This is a genomic window from Nocardioides pantholopis (genome assembly GCF_003710085.1).
Taxonomy (GTDB): Bacteria; Actinomycetota; Actinomycetes; order Propionibacteriales; family Nocardioidaceae; genus Nocardioides; species Nocardioides pantholopis.
Genome location: NZ_CP033324.1, coordinates 3,413,360 through 3,429,653, shown reverse-complemented (window position 1 = coordinate 3,429,653; position 16,294 = coordinate 3,413,360). Strand labels below are relative to the sequence as shown.

Annotated in this window: 18 protein-coding genes; 7 read left to right on the top strand and 11 right to left on the bottom strand. The window is 74.0% G+C overall.

Annotated features, from left to right (window positions below; all coding sequences use genetic code 11):
• Together EBO35_RS16480 and EBO35_RS16475 are read right to left on the bottom strand one after the other, a co-directional pair.
• Nucleotides 1-384: a LapA family protein gene (locus EBO35_RS16480; protein ID WP_122818688.1), complete on the bottom strand. Its 384-nt coding sequence runs from the start codon at nt 382-384 to the stop codon at nt 1-3.
• Between the two features lie 57 nt (nt 385-441).
• Nucleotides 442-1,059 carry an alpha-ketoglutarate-dependent dioxygenase AlkB gene (locus EBO35_RS16475; protein ID WP_122818687.1) on the bottom strand — a complete coding sequence of 206 codons (618 nt, stop codon included), beginning with the start codon at nt 1,057-1,059 and terminating at the stop codon, nt 442-444.
• Between the two features lie 104 nt (nt 1,060-1,163).
• Between EBO35_RS16475 and EBO35_RS16470 the strand changes: the two genes are divergently transcribed.
• The 3 genes from EBO35_RS16470 to EBO35_RS16460 all read left to right on the top strand — a co-directional run bounded on the left by EBO35_RS16470 (nt 1,164) and on the right by EBO35_RS16460 (nt 5,234).
• Nucleotides 1,164-1,901, top strand: coding sequence for an ABC transporter ATP-binding protein (locus EBO35_RS16470; RefSeq protein ID WP_396954355.1), 738 nt, complete (start codon nt 1,164-1,166; stop codon nt 1,899-1,901).
• Nucleotides 1,898-4,444, top strand: coding sequence for an ABC transporter permease (locus tag EBO35_RS16465; RefSeq protein ID WP_122818686.1), 2,547 nt, complete (start codon nt 1,898-1,900; stop codon nt 4,442-4,444). The genes EBO35_RS16470 and EBO35_RS16465 overlap by 4 nt, the downstream gene beginning before the upstream one ends.
• 70 nt (nt 4,445-4,514) lie before the next feature.
• On the top strand, nt 4,515-5,234 hold the full coding sequence (locus tag EBO35_RS16460; protein ID WP_122818685.1) for a GntR family transcriptional regulator: 720 nt from the start codon (nt 4,515-4,517) through the stop codon (nt 5,232-5,234).
• Between the two features lie 12 nt (nt 5,235-5,246).
• Here EBO35_RS16460 and EBO35_RS16455 read toward each other — a convergent pair whose 3' ends face one another.
• Nucleotides 5,247-5,600 carry a hypothetical protein gene (locus EBO35_RS16455; RefSeq protein ID WP_122818684.1) on the bottom strand — a complete coding sequence of 118 codons (354 nt, stop codon included), beginning with the start codon at nt 5,598-5,600 and terminating at the stop codon, nt 5,247-5,249.
• 141 nt (nt 5,601-5,741) lie between these two features.
• Here EBO35_RS16455 and EBO35_RS16450 point away from each other — a divergent pair, with 141 nt between their 5' ends.
• A complete protein-coding gene (locus tag EBO35_RS16450) occupies nt 5,742-6,473 on the top strand; it encodes a copper homeostasis protein CutC (protein ID WP_122818683.1) in 732 nt (243 codons plus the stop codon).
• Between the two features lie 7 nt (nt 6,474-6,480).
• Nucleotides 6,481-6,738, top strand: coding sequence for a DUF4031 domain-containing protein (locus EBO35_RS16445; protein WP_122818682.1), 258 nt, complete (start codon nt 6,481-6,483; stop codon nt 6,736-6,738).
• Nucleotides 6,739-6,760: 22 nt separating this feature from the next.
• Here the strand turns inward: EBO35_RS16445 and EBO35_RS16440 are convergent, their stop codons facing one another.
• The 5 genes from EBO35_RS16440 to EBO35_RS16420 form a co-directional block, all read right to left on the bottom strand.
• Nucleotides 6,761-7,363, bottom strand: coding sequence for an HD domain-containing protein (locus EBO35_RS16440; RefSeq protein WP_122818681.1), 603 nt, complete (start codon nt 7,361-7,363; stop codon nt 6,761-6,763).
• Nucleotides 7,364-7,429: 66 nt separating this feature from the next.
• A complete protein-coding gene (locus EBO35_RS16435; protein ID WP_122818680.1) occupies nt 7,430-8,266 on the bottom strand; it encodes an oxygenase MpaB family protein in 837 nt (278 codons plus the stop codon).
• Between the two features lie 60 nt (nt 8,267-8,326).
• On the bottom strand, nt 8,327-9,523 hold the full coding sequence (gene serA, locus EBO35_RS16430; protein ID WP_122819865.1) for a phosphoglycerate dehydrogenase: 1,197 nt from the start codon (nt 9,521-9,523) through the stop codon (nt 8,327-8,329).
• Nucleotides 9,524-9,588: 65 nt separating this feature from the next.
• Nucleotides 9,589-10,335 (bottom strand): class I SAM-dependent methyltransferase, encoded by a 747-nt coding sequence (locus tag EBO35_RS16425; protein WP_122818679.1) that lies wholly within the window; start codon nt 10,333-10,335, stop codon nt 9,589-9,591.
• Between the two features lie 36 nt (nt 10,336-10,371).
• The gene (locus tag EBO35_RS16420; protein WP_164478001.1) at nt 10,372-10,650 is read right to left on the bottom strand and encodes a hypothetical protein; all 279 of its coding nucleotides are present in this window, start codon (nt 10,648-10,650) and stop codon (nt 10,372-10,374) included.
• A gap of 305 nt (nt 10,651-10,955) precedes the next feature.
• On the opposite strand from EBO35_RS16420, the gene EBO35_RS20255 reads away from it, so the two are divergent.
• Together EBO35_RS20255 and EBO35_RS16415 are read left to right on the top strand one after the other, a co-directional pair.
• Nucleotides 10,956-11,084: a hypothetical protein gene (locus EBO35_RS20255; protein ID WP_263457638.1), complete on the top strand. Its 129-nt coding sequence runs from the start codon at nt 10,956-10,958 to the stop codon at nt 11,082-11,084.
• A gap of 126 nt (nt 11,085-11,210) precedes the next feature.
• Nucleotides 11,211-11,750 (top strand): hypothetical protein, encoded by a 540-nt coding sequence (locus tag EBO35_RS16415; protein ID WP_122818677.1) that lies wholly within the window; start codon nt 11,211-11,213, stop codon nt 11,748-11,750.
• A 64-nt stretch (nt 11,751-11,814) separates the two neighbouring features.
• On the opposite strand, the gene EBO35_RS16410 is transcribed toward EBO35_RS16415, so the two are convergent.
• From EBO35_RS16410 to EBO35_RS16400, 3 genes are read right to left on the bottom strand one after another with little or no spacing between them, the layout of a single operon-like run.
• Nucleotides 11,815-12,261 carry a hypothetical protein gene (locus EBO35_RS16410; RefSeq protein ID WP_164478000.1) on the bottom strand — a complete coding sequence of 149 codons (447 nt, stop codon included), beginning with the start codon at nt 12,259-12,261 and terminating at the stop codon, nt 11,815-11,817.
• Between the two features lie 58 nt (nt 12,262-12,319).
• Nucleotides 12,320-13,960: a DNA repair helicase XPB gene (locus tag EBO35_RS16405; RefSeq protein WP_122818675.1), complete on the bottom strand. Its 1,641-nt coding sequence runs from the start codon at nt 13,958-13,960 to the stop codon at nt 12,320-12,322.
• A gap of 44 nt (nt 13,961-14,004) precedes the next feature.
• Nucleotides 14,005-16,281, bottom strand: a complete 2,277-nt coding sequence (locus EBO35_RS16400) for a helicase C-terminal domain-containing protein (protein ID WP_122819863.1) — start codon at nt 16,279-16,281, stop codon at nt 14,005-14,007.
• Between the last annotated feature and the right edge of the window lie 13 nt (nt 16,282-16,294).

Genomic DNA, 16,294 nt, shown 5'->3' with positions numbered 1-16,294 from the left:
TCAGCTCCGGTTGCGGCGGACCCGGCGGCGCAGCTGCAGGATCCGCAGCGACGCCGCGATGATCGCCAGCACCATGCCGGCGACCGCCGCGACGAGCAGCGACACCGAGAGCGGCGCCTCGCCGTCCCAGCCGAAGTAGGAGACCCGGACCGACTGGGTGTTCTGCACGATGAAGATCACCAACAGGATGAGCACGATCGCGGCGATGATGACGCCGAACCAGACGCCGCTGGTGCGGGAGCCGCGCAGCGGGTCGTCCTCGCGGCGGGCCCGGCGTGAGGCCCGGTCCGCGGGTGCGGGAGCCGGCGCGGTCGTCGGCTCGGTGGGTTCCGTCGTCGGGTCCGGGCTGGCCGGACCGGGCGTCGTGGGGGTGGGCTCACTCATGGCTCCCGGTGCCCGACGGGAGGTCCCGGCACACCCGAGCGCCCGCGGGGCCGGGCCTCAGAACACGTTCAACGGTCGGAACTGCACCGAGATCCGCGGTCCGGCGGAGGCGACCTTCGGCACGGCGTGCTCCCAGGTGCGCTGGCAGGAGCCGCCCATGACCACGAGGTCGCCGTGGCCCATCTCGATCGAGATCGACTCGCCATCGCCGGCTCGGGGCCGCAGCTGGAGGCGCCGCGGATCGCCGAAGGAGACGATCGCGACCATGGTGTCCTCGCTGCGCCCGCGGCCGATCGTGTCGCCGTGCCAGGCGACGCTGTCCCGGCCGTCGCGGTAGTAGCAGCATCCGGCGGTGCGGAACGGCTCACCGAGCTCGGGCAGGTAGTGCTCGCTGAGCGCGTCGCGCGCCTCCTCGAGCACGACGTGCGGCAGCGCCTCGCCCAGGCCGTAGGTGTGCAGCAGCCGCGGCACGTCGACGACCCGGTCGTACATCTCCCGCCGCTCGGCGCGCCACGGCACGTCGCGCACGAGGGTCGCGAAGACGTCGTCGGCCTGCGGCACCCAGCTGCGCAGCACGTCGACCCAGGCGCCGCGGGTCAGCACGCGACGCTCGATCCCGGCGAAGGTGCGCAGCCCCGAGGCCGGCGCCTCGAAGAGCATCCCCTGGAAGTCCATGGAGCCACGGTAGCACCGTATCGAACATCTGTTCGACCCCTCGTTCGGGTGAGGCCCGCCGGTTCGCGGTGGCGCCGCGGGTCCCGACGCGCCATCGTGTCCACGTGAGCCAGATTGCGGCGCGGGTGCGCTCCCTGACCAAGACCTACGGGACCGGTGACGCGATGGTGCGCGCCCTCGACGACGTGTCGCTCGACATCGGAGCCCGCGAGTTCACGGCGGTCATGGGGCCCAGCGGGTCGGGCAAGTCCACGCTGATGCACTGCTGCGCGGCGCTGGACACCGCGGACTCGGGGCAGGTCCTGATCGGGGACCAGGACCTGAGCACGCTCAAGGACAAGGCGCTGACCCGGCTGCGCCGCGACGAGATCGGCTTCGTCTTCCAGTCCTTCAACCTGGTGCCCACGCTGACCGCCCGGGAGAACATCCTCCTGCCCCTGTCGATCGCCGGCCGCCGGCCCGACCCGGAGTGGTACGACGCCGTCATCGAGACGGTCGCTCTCGGCGACCGGCTCGACCACAAGCCCAACCAGCTCTCCGGGGGCCAGCAGCAGCGGGTCGCGGTCGCCCGGGCGCTGGTGAGCCGGCCGCGGATCGTCTTCGCCGACGAGCCCACCGGCAACCTCGACTCCCGCTCGGGCGCCGAGGTGCTCGAGCTGCTGCGGCGCAGCGCCGACAACGGGCAGACCATCGTGATGGTCACCCACGATCCGATCGCGGCGGCGTACACCGACCGGGTGGTCTTCCTCGCCGACGGCCGGATCGTCGACGAGGTCCGCGACCCGACCCGCGAGCAGGTGCTGGAGATCCTGGCCCGGATGAGCGACCCGGGTGCCGCGTGATCCGCGCCGCGCTCAAGAGCCTGCTCGGGCGCAAGCTGCGCCTGCTGATGAGCACGTTCGCGATCGTGCTCGGGGTGGCGTTCGTGGCGGGGTCGCTAATGTTCTCCGACACCCTGAACCGCAGCCTCACCGCGCTGTTCGACGCGACAGTGGGGGACGTCGTGGTCCGCCCCACCGGCGGCCAGACCGTGGACGGCTTCATCTCCACCCAGACCGTGCCGGCCGACCTCGTCGACGAGCTCGCCGCGCTCCCGGACGCGGCGCGGGCCGACGGCAACGTGAACGCCGACGGCGTGTACGTCGTGGATCGCGACGGCAAGCTGGTCGGCGGCCTGGGCCCGCCCGCGCTGGGCAGCAACTGGACCGGGGCCCCGGCCGCCGGCGGGCTGCTGGGCCTGGCGATCGTCGAGGGCGCGGCGCCGCGGACCGGCGACGAGGTCGTGCTCGACGAGAGCACCGCCGAGCGGGCCGGCTACGAGATCGGCGACGAGGTCCCGATCACGACCGGCACCGAGCAGAGCGACCTGGCCGCGACCCTGGTCGGCCTGGCGGGCTTCCCCGAGGGCGGCTCGCTCAACGGGGCGACGCTGGCCCTCTTCGACACCCGCACCGCCCAGGAGCTGTTCCTCGACGGGCAGGACGCCTTCACCGACGTGTGGGTGACGGCGGAGCCCGGCGTCAGCCAGTCGGAGCTCGCCGCCCAGGCCCGGGAGGTGCTGCCCGACGAGATCGAGGCGGTCACCGGCGAGAAGGCCGCCGACGAGTCGGCCAGCGACCTGCTCGAGGCGGTCTCGTTCCTGACCACGTTCCTGCTGATCTTCGCCGGGATCGCGCTGGTCGTGGGCTCGTTCCTGATCGTCAACACGTTCTCGATCCTGGTCGCCCAGCGCGGCCGCGAGCTGGCCCTGTTCCGGGCCCTGGGCGCCTCCCGGCGCCAGGTCACCTGGTCGGTGCTCCTCGAGGCCGTCGTGCTCGGCCTGGTCGGCGCCACCCTGGGGCTGGGGCTGGGGGTGCTGCTGGCCATCGGCATCACCGCGGTCGTCGGCTCCTTCGGCCTCGACCTGTCCGGGCAGCCGCTGGTGCTCGCCCCCCGCACCGTCCTGGCGTCGTACGCCGTCGGGATCGTCGTGACGACGGCGGCCGCGTGGCTCCCGGCCCGGCGCACCGGCCGGATCGCCCCGGTGCAGGCGCTGCGCGACGACGTGGCGCTGCCCGAGACCTCGCTGCGCCGGCGGTTCGTGCTCGGCTGCGCCCTGGCGGCGGCCGGCCTGGCGGTGCTGGCGCTCGGGCTCTTCGTCGACGTGCCCCGCGCCGGCTGGTGGATCGGGGCGGGGGTGCTGGCGGTGCTGCTGGGCGTGAGCGCGGCCAGCCCGGTGCTGAGCAGGCCGCTGCTGGTCGCGGTCCGTGCGGTCTTCGCCCGGGTGGCCGGTGCGGTCGGCAACCTCGCCGGCCAGAACTCCCTGCGCAACCCGCGACGCACCACCGCCACCGCGTCGGCCCTGATGATCGGGCTCACGCTCGCCTGCACGATGGCGATCATCGGGGCCTCGGCGAAGGCGAGCGTGGACGCCGCGATCGAGGAGAGCTTCGTCGGCGACTTCGTGGTCAGCAGCGCCCTCGGGGCGCCGTTCTCGCCGGCCGTTGCGGAGCGGATGGCCGAGGTGCCGGGCGTGCAGCGGGTGGTCCGGGAGCGGTTCGGCGCCGGCCTGCTCGACGGCGAGCGGCAGTCCGTCGCGGGCACCGACCCCGACGAGGTCGGCACGCTCGAGCTGGACCTGGTCAGCGGCACGCCTGACGACCTGGCCGACGACACCGTGTTCCTCCAGCGGTCCTGGGCCGAGGAGCAGGGGCTCGAGGTCGGCGACACCGTCGAGCTGGAGCTGCCGACCGGCGACCGCAGCTGGGAGGTCGCCGGGATCTTCGAGGACAACCCGGTCGTGCTCGCCCCGATCCTCACCACCATCGACACCCTGGTCGCGGCCGGCTTCCAGGACCGCGACAACGCGCTGATCCTCGATGTCGGCGGGGTCGCCGGCGACGCGGCCGTCGTTCAGGACCGGCTCGACGAGGTCGTCGCGGACCAGCCGGCGGTGACCGTCAAGAACCAGCAGGAGTTCGCCGCGGAGCAGCGCGAGCCGATCGACAACCTGGTGCTGACGATCTTCGCGCTGCTGGGCCTGGCGCTGGTGATCGCGGTGCTCGGCATCGTGAACACGCTGGCGCTCTCGATCATCGAGCGCACCCGCGAGATCGGCCTGCTGCGGGCCATCGGGCTCTCCCGCCAGCAGCTGCGCCGGATGATCACGATGGAGTCGGTCGTGATCGCGCTCCTCGGCGCGGTGCTCGGCCTGATCCTCGGCACCGGCTTCGGCGTGGCGCTGATGTACGCGCTGCGCGACGAGGGGCTGGAGGTGATCAGCATCCCGGTCGGCCAGCTCGCGATCTTCCTGGGGCTCTCGATCGTGGTCGGGGTCCTCGCGGCGGTGCTGCCGGCCCGCCGGGCGGCCCGGCTGGACGTGCTGCGGGCGATCGCCACCGAGTAACACACACCGAATGCAAAGAAAATATACGAAACTGGTGACGTTGGGTGTCTAGTCCATCTAGTGTCGGCGCGTGCCCGAAACCCTCGTCAATCCCGGCCGGACCCTCAAGCACGTCCAGGTCCGGGAGTACGTCCGATCCCTCGTGGCGGGCAGTGCGCCCGGCTCGGCGACCCCGTCGGAGCGCGAGCTCGTGCAGCGCTTCGGGGTCGCGCGGATGACGGTCCGCCAGGCGATGGACGCCCTGGTGGGGGAGGGGCTGCTCGAGCGGATCCCCGGGCGCGGCACGTTCGTGGCACGTCCCCGGCGGGCCGCCAGCCCGATCATCGGCTACACCGAGGAGATGGCTCGCCGCGGCCTGCTCGCGGAGTCGCAGACCCTGCTCGCGCGCCGGGAGCAGGCCGGCCCCGGGGTCGCCCGGGCGCTGAACCTCACCGAGGGCGACGCCGTCGTGCACTGGCGGCGCCTGCGCCGCGCGGACGGCCTCCCGATGTGCATCGAGGACGCCTACCTCAACGAGGTGCTGCTGCCCGGCTTCCTCCAGTCCGGCATGCCCACCAGCCTGTACGAGGCGCTCCACGCCCGCGGCCTGCGACCGTCCTGGGCCGAGGACTCGATCAACGCCGACGTCGCCAACGCCGACGAGGCCTCGCTCCTCGAGGTCGCACCCGGCAGCGCGGTGCTGCGCCACTCGCGCCGCGCGCTCAGCGAGGAGAAGGTCGTCGAGGTCTCGCGCACCGTCTACCGCGGCGACCGCTTCACGATGTGGGTCCAGCTCGGCCAGGGCGACTGACCCGGTCCGGTCTCAGGCCAGCCGGCCCAGGGCCGCCACCGGCTCCCCGGTCTCCTCGCAGACCCATACCGGGTCGGGGCCGCCGAGGTCCGGCTGGATGTAGAGCGCGTGCTGCGGAGCGTCCGGACAGCTCAGGCAGATCGGCCACCGTCCCGAGCGCTCCAGCAGGGCGTCCTGGACGTCCTGGGCGACCAGCCCCGCGACGTACGCCGCCCCCTCGGGCCACTGCTCGGCCCACCACTTGCGGGCCGAGACGGCGTCCTCCAGGGCGCTGACCGCCTCCGGCGTCGCCTGCTGACGAGCCGTCAGGTCGGCCAGCACGCGGGCTCTGGCATCGAACAGAAGGGTGTCGTCCACAGCCCCCATTGTGCTCGGAGATCAAGAGCGTCGCGCGAACCCCCCGGCCGGACGTTCCCAGGACTGTGCTCCCGGCCGGCCGCGACGCGCGTACGACGCGCGTGCGGCGCGCTCCCGGCGCGGGGCCGCGCACGCGCCTAGGCTGCCCTCATGGCTGGCGAGACGACCGGCGTGCAGGCGGAGGTCCTCCTCGAGGTCACCGTGCTGCACGAGCGGGACGTGCCCGGGGCGCTGGAGGGCGGCGCCGACCGGCTGCACCTGGTCCGCACCGGGCCCGAGGGCTCCCAGTCCCCGTCGCCGGAGCTGGTCTCCGCGGTCTGCCGCCACAGCGACGTGCCGGTCTTCGTGCTGCTGCGGCTGGGTGACTCCTGGACCACGACCGGGGGCGAGCTGGCCCGCCTGGTGGGGCTGGCCCACGACTACCTCGGCTCCGGCGCGTCCGGGGTCTCCTTCGGGTTCCTCGACGCCGACCTGGGCGTCGACAGCGCCGTGTGCACGCACCTGGCCGAGCGGCTCGACGGGGTGCCGTGGACCTTCCACCGCGCCTTCGACGCCGCCCTCGAGCCCGACCGCGCGTGGCGCCGGGCGCTCGAGCTGCCCGGGCTGGTGGCCGTGCGCACCGCCGGGTCGCCCCGCGGGCTGGAGGTCGGGTTCGACGACCTGCTGGCCACCCTCAAGTCCGACCCGCGGATCGCGGCCCTCGCGATGCCGGGCGGCGGGCTGGTGGCCGAGCACGTGCCGTGGCTGCTGCGGGCCGGGGTGCGGCAGGTCCACCTCGGCGTCCAGGTGCGTCCGGGCGCGACGTACCGCTCCTACGTCGACGCCGGGCACGTCCGCTCCTGGCGGCTGCTGCTCGACGACGCCGGAGCGCGGTTGCGGTGAGGCGCGCGTGATCCTCGTCGACCCGCCCAACGCCGCGGGGCACGGCCGGCTCTGGTCGCACGTCGCCAGCGACTCCTCCTTCGCCGAGCTGCACGCGTTCGCCCGCACCCTGGGGCTGCCGGAGCGGGGCTTCGACCGGGACCACTACGACGTGCCCGCGGAGTGGTACGACGACGTGGTCGCCGCGGGTGCCACCCCGGTCTCGTCCCGGGAGCTGGTGGCCCGGCTGCTGGCCGCCGGGCTGCGGCGGCGCAAGACCCGCTGACGCCTGCGACGGCGGGGACCGCTCAGGCGCCGAGCGCGACGAGCTCGCGCTCCACGTTCGCGCGCGCCGGGCCCTCCCACTGGTCGCGGGCGTAGCCGGTGTGGAACAGGCGCGGCTTGGTGGCCAGGCCCTGGAGCACCTGCGCCCGGCCGCGGCGGAACGTCGCGTCGTCGAGGTGGGCGTACTCGGTGCGGACCGCGTCGGTGTAGGCGGCGTACGCGCCGCCGGGGGCGGCCAGGATCGAGAGATCGGCGTCGGAGAGCGCGCAGCCGTTGACGTCGTCGTCGGCGGGCTCGTGGGTCTCGGTGAGCCGGACCAGCCGGGCCACCTCGGCCACGACGGCGTCGCTCACCAGCCCGCGCAGGGCGTCCTCGGCCCAGGCCGCGGAGCGCTCCTCGGCGTCCCGCTCCCCGTCGTAGACAGCGTCGTGGAACCACGCTGCGAGCAGCACCGGGAGCCGGTCGAAGGCCACGCCCGCGCGCTCCAGCTCCGCGAGCCGTTCCAGGACCGTGGCCAGGTGGGCGGTGTCGTGGTAGCCGCGCGCCGGGTCGGCGTAGGCGGAGGCGACCTGGTCGCGCAGCTCGGGGGCGTCGGGCAGGGGCCAATGGTCGGCGAGGTCGTCCACGTCCTCATTCAACCAAGCCCAGGGCCGTCCGCCCACCGATCTGACCAGTCCGTGGCGGCCGGTGGGTCAGGGCTGCATCGCCCAGCGCACGGTGCCGGTGGCGACCGAGCCGAGGGCCCGCCCGACCGTGCGCTCCGAGACCGGCAGCCACGGCAGTCGCAGCGGCCAGCGGGTCCACGCGGGCATCAGCCCGACGGCAGCGGTCGCCAGCGCGGCGTACCCCGGTCGCGCGGCCAAGGGCAGCGGTGGTCGCAGCAGCAGGAAGCCGACCGCCTCGCGGGCCTCCGGCGTGCCGCGCAGCTCGGGCCGGTACGCCGCGAGCGTGGCGCGCAGCTCGGCCTCGGTCGTCGGCGGTTCGGCCACCCCGAGCCGTCGGGCCACCTCGCCCAGCTGGGCGACGTACTCGTCACGCTCGGGGCCCACGAGAGGCCGCTCGCCGTAGACGTCGTGGGCGCGCAGGAAGCTCTCGGCCTCGGCCACGTGCACCCACTCCAGCAGGTGCGGGTCCGACGCGGCGTACGGCGTGCCGTCGGGCATCGTGCCGCGCACCCGCTCGTGGATGCGGCGGACCGTCGCGATCGCGGTCTCGGCGTCCTCGACGTGCCCGAAGGTCGTGGTCGCCAGGAACGTGCTGGTGCGCTGCAGGCGACCCCACATGTCGCCGCGGTAGCCGGAGTGCTCGGCGACGCCGCGCATCGCGGCCGGGTGCAGGGTCTGGAGCAGCACCGCGCGGATGCCGCCGACGAACATCGAGGCGTCGCCGTGGACCCGGGTGATCGGGCTGCCGGGCTCGAAGAGCCGCGGCCCGGGGCGGCCGTGGATCCGGTCGCGGTGGCGCTCGCCCTGGGGGCCGGCCACTCGCTCGAAGATCGCCCGGCCGAGCCGGTCGCGCACCACCTGCATGTTCCCGAGGCTACGTCGGCGCTGCGCGCCGGGTCCGCCCGCGGGACCGCGGCACCGGGCTCAGGACCAGGCGCGGGCCCACAGGCAGTTGGGCGAGGCACGCAGCCGGTCCAGGGTGACCTGGGAGACGGCCTGGTTGACGTCGGTCACGACGTACCCCAGCTCGCCGTGCGTGGACAGGGTCTGGCCGGCGACGTTCTCGCCCTCCTCGGCGAGCAGGTCGTTGAGCCTGGCCAGCACGCCGGGCACGTTGCGGTGCAGGAACCCGACCCGGTGGCCGCCGGTCAGCGGCGGGGGAGCGACGGCCGGCAGGTTCACCGACAGGCCGGTGCTGCCCTCGCCGATGAACGCGATCAGCTTCCCGGAGACGAACCGGCCGATCTCCTCCTGCGCCTCCTGGGTGGAGCCGCCGACGTGCGGGGTCAGGATGACGTTGTCGAGGCCGCGCAGCACCGACTCGAAGGAGTCGCCCTGGGCCTTCGGCTCGACCGGGAAGACGTCGAGCGCGGCGCCGGCGAGGTGCCCGGAGACGAGGTGGTCGCGCAGCGCGACGTCGTCGACGACCATGCCGCGCGAGGCGTTGATGAAGAACGCGCGGGGCTTCATCCGCGCGAACTGCTCGGCGCCGAAGAGGCCGGCGTTGCCGGGGCGGCCGTCGATGTGCAGGCTGACCACGTCGGCGACCGCGAGCAGGTCGTCGAGGCTGTTCATCCGGCGAGCGTTGCCGTGGGCGGGCCGGTCGGCGGTGTCGTAGAAGACCACGCCCATGCCGAGCGCCTCGGCGACGGTGGAGAGCTGGGTGCCGATGTTGCCGTACCCGACGATGCCCAGGGTGCGGCCGCGGACCTCGTGGCTGCCCTTCGCGGACTTGTCCCAGACCCCGGCGTGCATCCGCTCGATCTTCTCGGGCAGCCGGCGGGCCAGCGCGATGATCTCGCCGATCACGAGCTCCACGACGCTGCGGGTGTTGGAGTACGGCGCGTTGAAGACCGCGATGCCCCGCTCGGTGGCGGCCGCCAGGTCGACCTGGTTGGTGCCGATGCAGAAGCAGCCCACCGCCATCAGGTCCGGCGCGTTCTCCAGCACCTTGCGGGTCAGGTGGGTGTTGGACCGGATGCCGATCATGCTGACGCCGGGCAGCTGCTCGAGCAGCTCGTCCTCGCTGAGCGAGCGGGTCAGCAACTCGACCTCGAAGCCCGCGGCTTCGAGGCGCTCGACGGCGACGGGGTGGATGTTCTCCAGCAGCAGGACCTTCACGGTCACTCACTGTAGGTCCGCGCCCGTGTCCGGGGCGGACCGGGCCGTTCCTCGGACGGGCCGGCTCAACCGTCCGAGCTCGGCGTACGACGCAGCAGGTGCAGGACCGACCGGTAGTGCTCGGTGACCTGGCCGCCGAGCTCGTCCACCGCGCGGGCCGCCTCCTCGGCCTCGGCCGGGGTCCAGTCGCTGAAGGAGCGGAAGAGGCTGCGGACCTGGTCGGTGTCGAGGTCGATCGTCCACCGCCACCGCTCGGTGTGGACCGGCTCGAACCACCCGCCGGCGGCGAGCTCCTCCATCGTGGGTCGCTCCGGAGGGCGGGGCGCCCCCGCCCCGGCCGGGTCCCGGCGGGCCACGATCTCGCCGACGCGGACCCGGAAGTCGGTCACCACGTCCTCAGGGCCGAAACTCGTCCGCCACACGCCGAGCCAGCCGCCGGGGCGCAGCGCCGCGTGCAGCGCGGGCAGGCCGACAGTGAGGTCCACCCAGTGCAGCGACGTGGCGGCCACCGCCGAGTCGAAGGAATGCTCGGGCAGGTCGGCGTCCTCGAGGCGCTGCTCGATCACCGTCGCGTCGGGCACCGACCTCCGAGCGAGGGAGGCGAGCTCCGGGCCCGGCTCCAGCGCGACCACCTCGCAGCCGCGGCGGGCCAGTTCCCTGGTCGCGAGCCCGGCGCCCGCACCCACCTCCAGGACGCGCCGTCCGGGACCGATCACGCCCGCCTCGCTCAGCGCCTCGTAGAGCGGCGGCGGGTACGGCGGGCGCGCCCGGGCGTACTCCGCGGCCATCCGCTCGAAGTGCATCCCGGACATGGCTCCACCGTAGGAGTTCCGGTCATGCTCCCGGCGTCACCGGGTTCGGAGCGTCTGCCGCAGGTCCGCGACCTCCCGAGCCAGCGCCTGCCGCCGCTCGGCGGTGAACCGGCCGACCTGCAGGTCGAGCACGACCTCGGCGGGTGTTCCGGCCGGTAGTCCCAGCAGGACCCGCAGTCGCTCCGCGGCGTCCGCACGGTCCCGCGACTCCCATACCGTCTCCACGACCTCAGCTCGACGGTCCAGGGCCGCCAGCACGACCTCCAGGAGTGAGAGCCGGAGTTTGGCCTGCTCGCGCTCGTCCTCCTCGCTCATGACGAGCATCCTGCCCGGACTCATCGGCGGCATGGGCGGCTTCGTTCCGATCGGCCCGGCTACCTGATCGTCGGCGACCAGGTGGTCGGCTGCCCGGAACAGAAAACTGGTGGGGTGGCAGGGGTCGGTCCGAAGAACTGCCGAGGACGGGACGATTTCCGGCCCCGATTTGGCCCCGTCCCCATCAGTCTTCGCCCGGGCAGGGGAAGACCCCACCAGTTTCGCCCGGACCGGGAAGACGCCACCAGTTTTTCGAACCCTGGAGGTACGTCGCGCCGGGCACCGACCACCCGGACCACTACGACGTGGCCCTCGACCTGCAGACCGGGGTGGTGGTCCGCTGCCTGCCGGTCGGGGGCGATCCCGACAGCCCGTGGCTGGAGAACGACATCCTCGAGGTCGACACCGACCTCGACGCGCTGTTCCAGCGGTGACCGCACCGGCACCGGCTCAGGTCTAGGCAGCTCCCGACCCTCGGTTCGCCCGATCGCCGCCGGGGGTAGGGCTGAGGCATCGGCAGCCGGGCTGTGTCGGCGAGGCATCGGAGAGAGGGGAACGACATGGAGGACTGGTGGCGCCTGAACCAGGGCTACTTCGTGGTGGCGGCGTTCCTCGCCCTCACGGTTCTCCTGTGGCTCGCGCGACGCTGGGGGCGGCGGTTCACCGCCCGGGCGGCGGAGAGATCCGCGAGCGGCGCGACCTGGGACAACCAGGGCAACCCGTTCGTGGAGAAGCTGCTCGTCTCGCTCGCGACCGAGGTGCACCTCGACACCGACCTCCCGGGTGCCGAGCAGGTCCTCGCCGGCACGAAGCTGCCCCGCTGGTGGAAGCCGGCCGGGGAGCGCGCGTGGGTGGTCCAGGAGGGAGATATCGCCACCACCGCGGACCTGGTGCCGGCCGAGGGCGGCGGCACCCGCCTGGTGCTGCGCGAAGCGGTCCATCAGAACGGGATGCCGACGTCCGAGACGGACTGGCGCAAGCTGCGCCGGGCGGTGCTCACCGCTGCGTCCGCGGCCGGCGTCGGGGCGCGCGAGGAGACCGGGCCACGGCTGCTGCGCGAGCCGCGGCAGTGGGTCCGGGGTCCGGTCGGGGCGGGATAGGGGCCGGCCTCAGGCCGGCAGGTCCTCCGCGTCCACGCGTCCCCGGTTCCTCCCGAAGCTCGGCTCAGTTTTGAGCGAGCTGGAGCGCCACGAGGACGCCGAGGAGGACGATGATCAGCGTGAAGATCAGGCCGAACGCCACCGTCAGGAGCACGCCGCCGGTGGTGCCCGGGCGGCGCTGCCGACCCAACCCGAGGCTGCCGCGGGCGAACTGGTGGTACGGCTGCGCGTAGTACACCGGCACCGTCTCGCCCTCGCGCACGCTCAGGTCGAGCGTGGCCTGCCCGTAGGTGCGCAGCCACCGGCTCTCCACGTCCACCCGCCACGGGCCCGGCACCACCGGGTACAGGTTCTCGCCGTAGCTCGCGGGCACCGGCTGGCCGTTGAGTCGCACGGTCGGCGTGATGATGCTTCCCGTGAACGGGCTGCCCTGAAGCGTGATGCGGAGCCAGCCCGTCCGCTGAGGAGCGCCGGGCGGGGGCATGGTCGGCCCGCTCGATTGCTGAGTCATGCGCACAGGATGCACCGCGTGCTCCCCGGCCAAACCGGGCGTGGCCGAGCCGACGCCATCAGGCAAGCAGGTCCTCCGCGTCCACGATCCGGTAGGCGTACCCCTGCTCGGCCAGAAATCGCTGGCGGTTCTGGGCGAAGTCGGCGTCGACGGTGTCGCGGGAGACGATCGTGTAGAAGTGCGCGGTCTTCCCCTCGGACTTCGGCCGCAGCAGCCGGCCGAGGCGCTGGGCCTCCTCCTGCCGGGAGCCGAAGGAGCCGGAGACCTGGATCGCGACCTCCGCCGAGGGCAGGTCGATGGAGAAGTTCGCGACCTTGCTGACCACCAGCAGCCCGAGCTCGCCGGAGCGGAACGCGTCGAAGAGCCGCTGGCGCTCCTTGACGGTCGTCTCGCCCTTGATGACCGGGGCGTCCAGGGCGGCGGCGAGCTCGTCGAGCTGGTCGATGTACTGCCCGATCACCAGGGTCGGCTGTCCGGGGTGGGCGGCCACGATGTCGCGCACCACCCGGGTCTTCTCCGCGGTGCAGGACGCGAGCCGGTAGCGCTCCTCGGGCTCCGCGGTCGCGTACACCAGCCGCTCGTCGGTCGGCAGCGTCACCCGCACCTCGACGCAGTCGGCCGGCGCGATCCAGCCCTGCGCCTCGATGTCCTTCCAGGGCGCGTCGTAGCGCTTGGGGCCGATCAGCGAGAACACGTCGCCCTCGCGGCCGTCCTCGCGCACCAGCGTCGCGGTCAGCCCGATCCGGCGGCGCGCCTGCAGGTTGGCGGTCATCCGGAAGATCGGCGCCGGCAGCAGGTGCACCTCGTCGTACACGATGAGGCCCCAGTCGCGGGCGTCCAGCAGGTCCAGGTGCGGGTAGGCGCCCTTCCGCTTCATGGTCAGGACCTGGTAGGTCGCGATCGTGACCGGCCGGACCTCCTTGACGGCACCGGAGTACTCGCCGATCTCGTCCTCGGTCAGCGACGTACGCCGGACCAGCTCGTCCTTCCACTGGCGGGCGCTGACGGTGTTGGTGACCAGGATCAGCGTGGTCGCCTGGGCCAGCGACATCGCGGCCGCGCCGACCAGGGTCTTGCCGGCCCCGCAGGGCAGCACCACGACCCCCGACCCGCCGTGCCAGAACGACTCGGCCGCGTCGCGCTGGTAGTCGCGCAGGTGCCACTCGGTCTCGTCGAGCTCGATCGCGTGCGCCTCGCCGTCGACGTAGCCGGCGAAGTCCTCGGCCGGCCAGCCCAGCTTCAGCAGCGCCTGCTTGAGGTTGCCGCGCTCGCTGGGGTGGACCGCGACCGAGTCGTCGTCGAGGCGGTCGCCGAGCATGCCCTTGATCTTCTTGGCGCGCAGCACCTCCTCGAGCACGGGCCGGTCGGTGGAGGAGAGCACCAGGCCGTGGGTGGGGTGCTTCTCCAGGCGCAGCCGGCCGTAGCGGGCCATCGTCTCGGCGACGTCGACCAGCAGCGCGTGCGGCACGGCGTACCGGCTGAACTCCAGGAGCGTGTCGACGACCTGCTCGGCGTCGTGCCCGGCGGCCCGGGCGTTCCAGAGGCCGAGCGGGGTGAGGCGGTAGGTGTGCACGTGCTCGGGGGAGCGCTCCAGCTCCGCGAACGGCGCGATCGCCTTGCGGCACTCCGCCGCGCGCTCGTGGTCGATCTCGAGCAGGAGGGTCTTGTCCGACTGGACGATCAGGGGGCCGTCGTTCACCCCGGAAGTCTACGGACGCCCGGGTGCGGGACCCGGGCGGCGGCCTAGGCGTCCGGGTCGACCGGCTTGACCACCGAGATCCGGTGCACCGCGAAGGTGCGGACGTCGTCGGCGCGGTGGTCGCGGGCCGTGAGCTGGCCGCCCTCGACCGAGATCGGGTCGACCAGCCGCTCGGTGGTGGTGCCGTGGTTGTCGACGTAGCCGATGAGCACGGTCGCGCGGGTCTCGACCGCCTCGCGCAGCGCGGCCAGCGACCCGCTCGGGGAGAGCGAACCGGCGGACCCGGCCGGGCGCGACGAGGCCGCCCGGTCCCCGGCCCGGATCGCGGTCACGACCGCGGCGACCTTGGCGATCTCGCGGGCCGCCGCCCCGGCCGTGCGCCGGTGCTCGCGGGGGGTGCGGGCGCGCAGCAGGTCCGGGCGCGAGACCCGGACGCTGCCGTCGGGTGCCTCCAGGACCGGTGCGGCGCCGAGCTCGCGCAGCCGGGGGAGCAGCACGTCGAGCGGGGTGTCGCTGATGACGACTGTCGGCGCCAGCCGGCGCAGCCCGAGGGCGGCCGCGCCCGGGAGGTGCAGCAGCTCGGTCAGCGCGGACTCGTCGTCGGCGCGCAGGAACGCCTCGGCGTGCCCGACCCGGATCGTCCCGAAGGTCCGGGCGGTGTCGTCGACGAGGTAGCTCAGCGGCTGCGGCACCGGCGTGCGCGAGACCGAGCCGAGGAACTCGTGCACCTCGCGGGCGGTCCAGCCGGTGTCCAGGGCCCGGCGCACCGAGTTCGGCGTGAAGCGGTACGTCGTGGCGCCGCCGCGGGACTCCACGTCCGCGACCAGTGCCAGGCGCCGGGCCAGTGCCGACTCCAGCGGCCCGGGGGCGACCGCTGTCAGGTCGGCCTGGAGCAGCACGTGGTCCACGGGCTCCGGGAGCAGCGGCACGAGCGCCGGCGCGGGGTCGTCGTCGTCGAGCAGCAGCCGGGCGTACGACGCGATGCCGCCGAGCCCGGTCACGCCGAGGACCGCCGCCTCGGTCAGCGCCCAGACGACCTGCTCGGCGCGGGTCCGGGGCCGGCGGGGCCGCCGCCAGGAGACCCGGGCGACCACCGACGGGGCGCCGGTCCCGGTGGCGAGGACGTGTCCGGGCGGCAGGTCGGCGAGGGCCTCCAGCGTCATCCGCCGGCTCTCCACCTGGTGCGCGCCGCTCATCTCGGGCGCCAGCGCGTTCCAGGTCTTGCCCGCGGGGTCCCGCGAGCCCACCAGGGCCGGCTGCCGGGGCGAGGCCAGCCAGGCGCGCACCAGCGTGGTCCACCGCTCGGCGGGCGGCTGGGCGGTCCACACGTCGTAGGCGTCGGTGGGGATCCAGGCCGGGTTGCCGGCGGCGTCGGCACTGGTGGAGAGCAGCCCGGCGGCGTACGCGACCTCGACGACCAGCGCCGCGGTCGGCTCGTCGACGTACAGGTGGGCGGCGGCCGCCCGCAGGTCGCGGACCCCGAGGCCGCCGCTGCGCAGGGCGCCGGGCGGGTGCGTGCTCCAGTGGTCCAGCAGCAGCTCCACGCGGCGGACCAGCTCGAAGGCGGCGCCGGCGGCGGCGCGGTCGACCGGCCCGGGAGCGCGCTCGCTGGTGGCAATCTCGGGGACGGCGTCCACGGGGTGGGTGGTCGTCGTGCCGCCGCGCAGCACCAGACCCACCTCGCCCGGGAGCACCACCGACCCGCCGCTGCGGGGGAGCAGCAGGCGGCGCGCGAGCAGCTCCTCGGCGGGCGTCGCCGCCTCCGCGGGCGTGACGTGGACCCGGGAGGTCCCGGTGGTCGCCTCGCCGCCCGAGGTCGCGACGTGCTCGAGCAGGGCCCGCGCCGGGGCCGAGAGCTCGCCGAGGCGCCGCTCGATCTCCGCCGCCGGCAGCGGCTGGGCCGAGACCGGCTGGAGGCCGCTGGCCCCCGGCCCGCCGGCGAGGCTCTCCGCGACGCCGCTCAGCGCCCGCAGCCCGGAGGAGCTCTCCCAGGCCAGCGCGAGGTCCAGGAGTCGCTGCACCGCTGCCTCGACCGCGGGCTTGCGGGCCCGGACCAGGCGGACCAGGTCGGGGCGGGTGGTTTGGCCGGCCACCACGAGGGCATCTAGGACCGAGAGCTCGAGCAGGTTCAGCTGGTCGAGCGCGCGCAGCAACGAGGACCGGATGGCAGCCCTGGAGGCCAGCTGGCCGGAATCATGAGGGGCGGGAGTGGCCAGATCGGGACGGGCCTGCAGCAACCGGGTCAGGCGGTCGTCCGACCAGCCACGCAGCTGGTCGGCCAGGGAGCGGGAGCCGCTCGCGCGCGCAGTCGGACCGGACATCCCTCGTACGCTA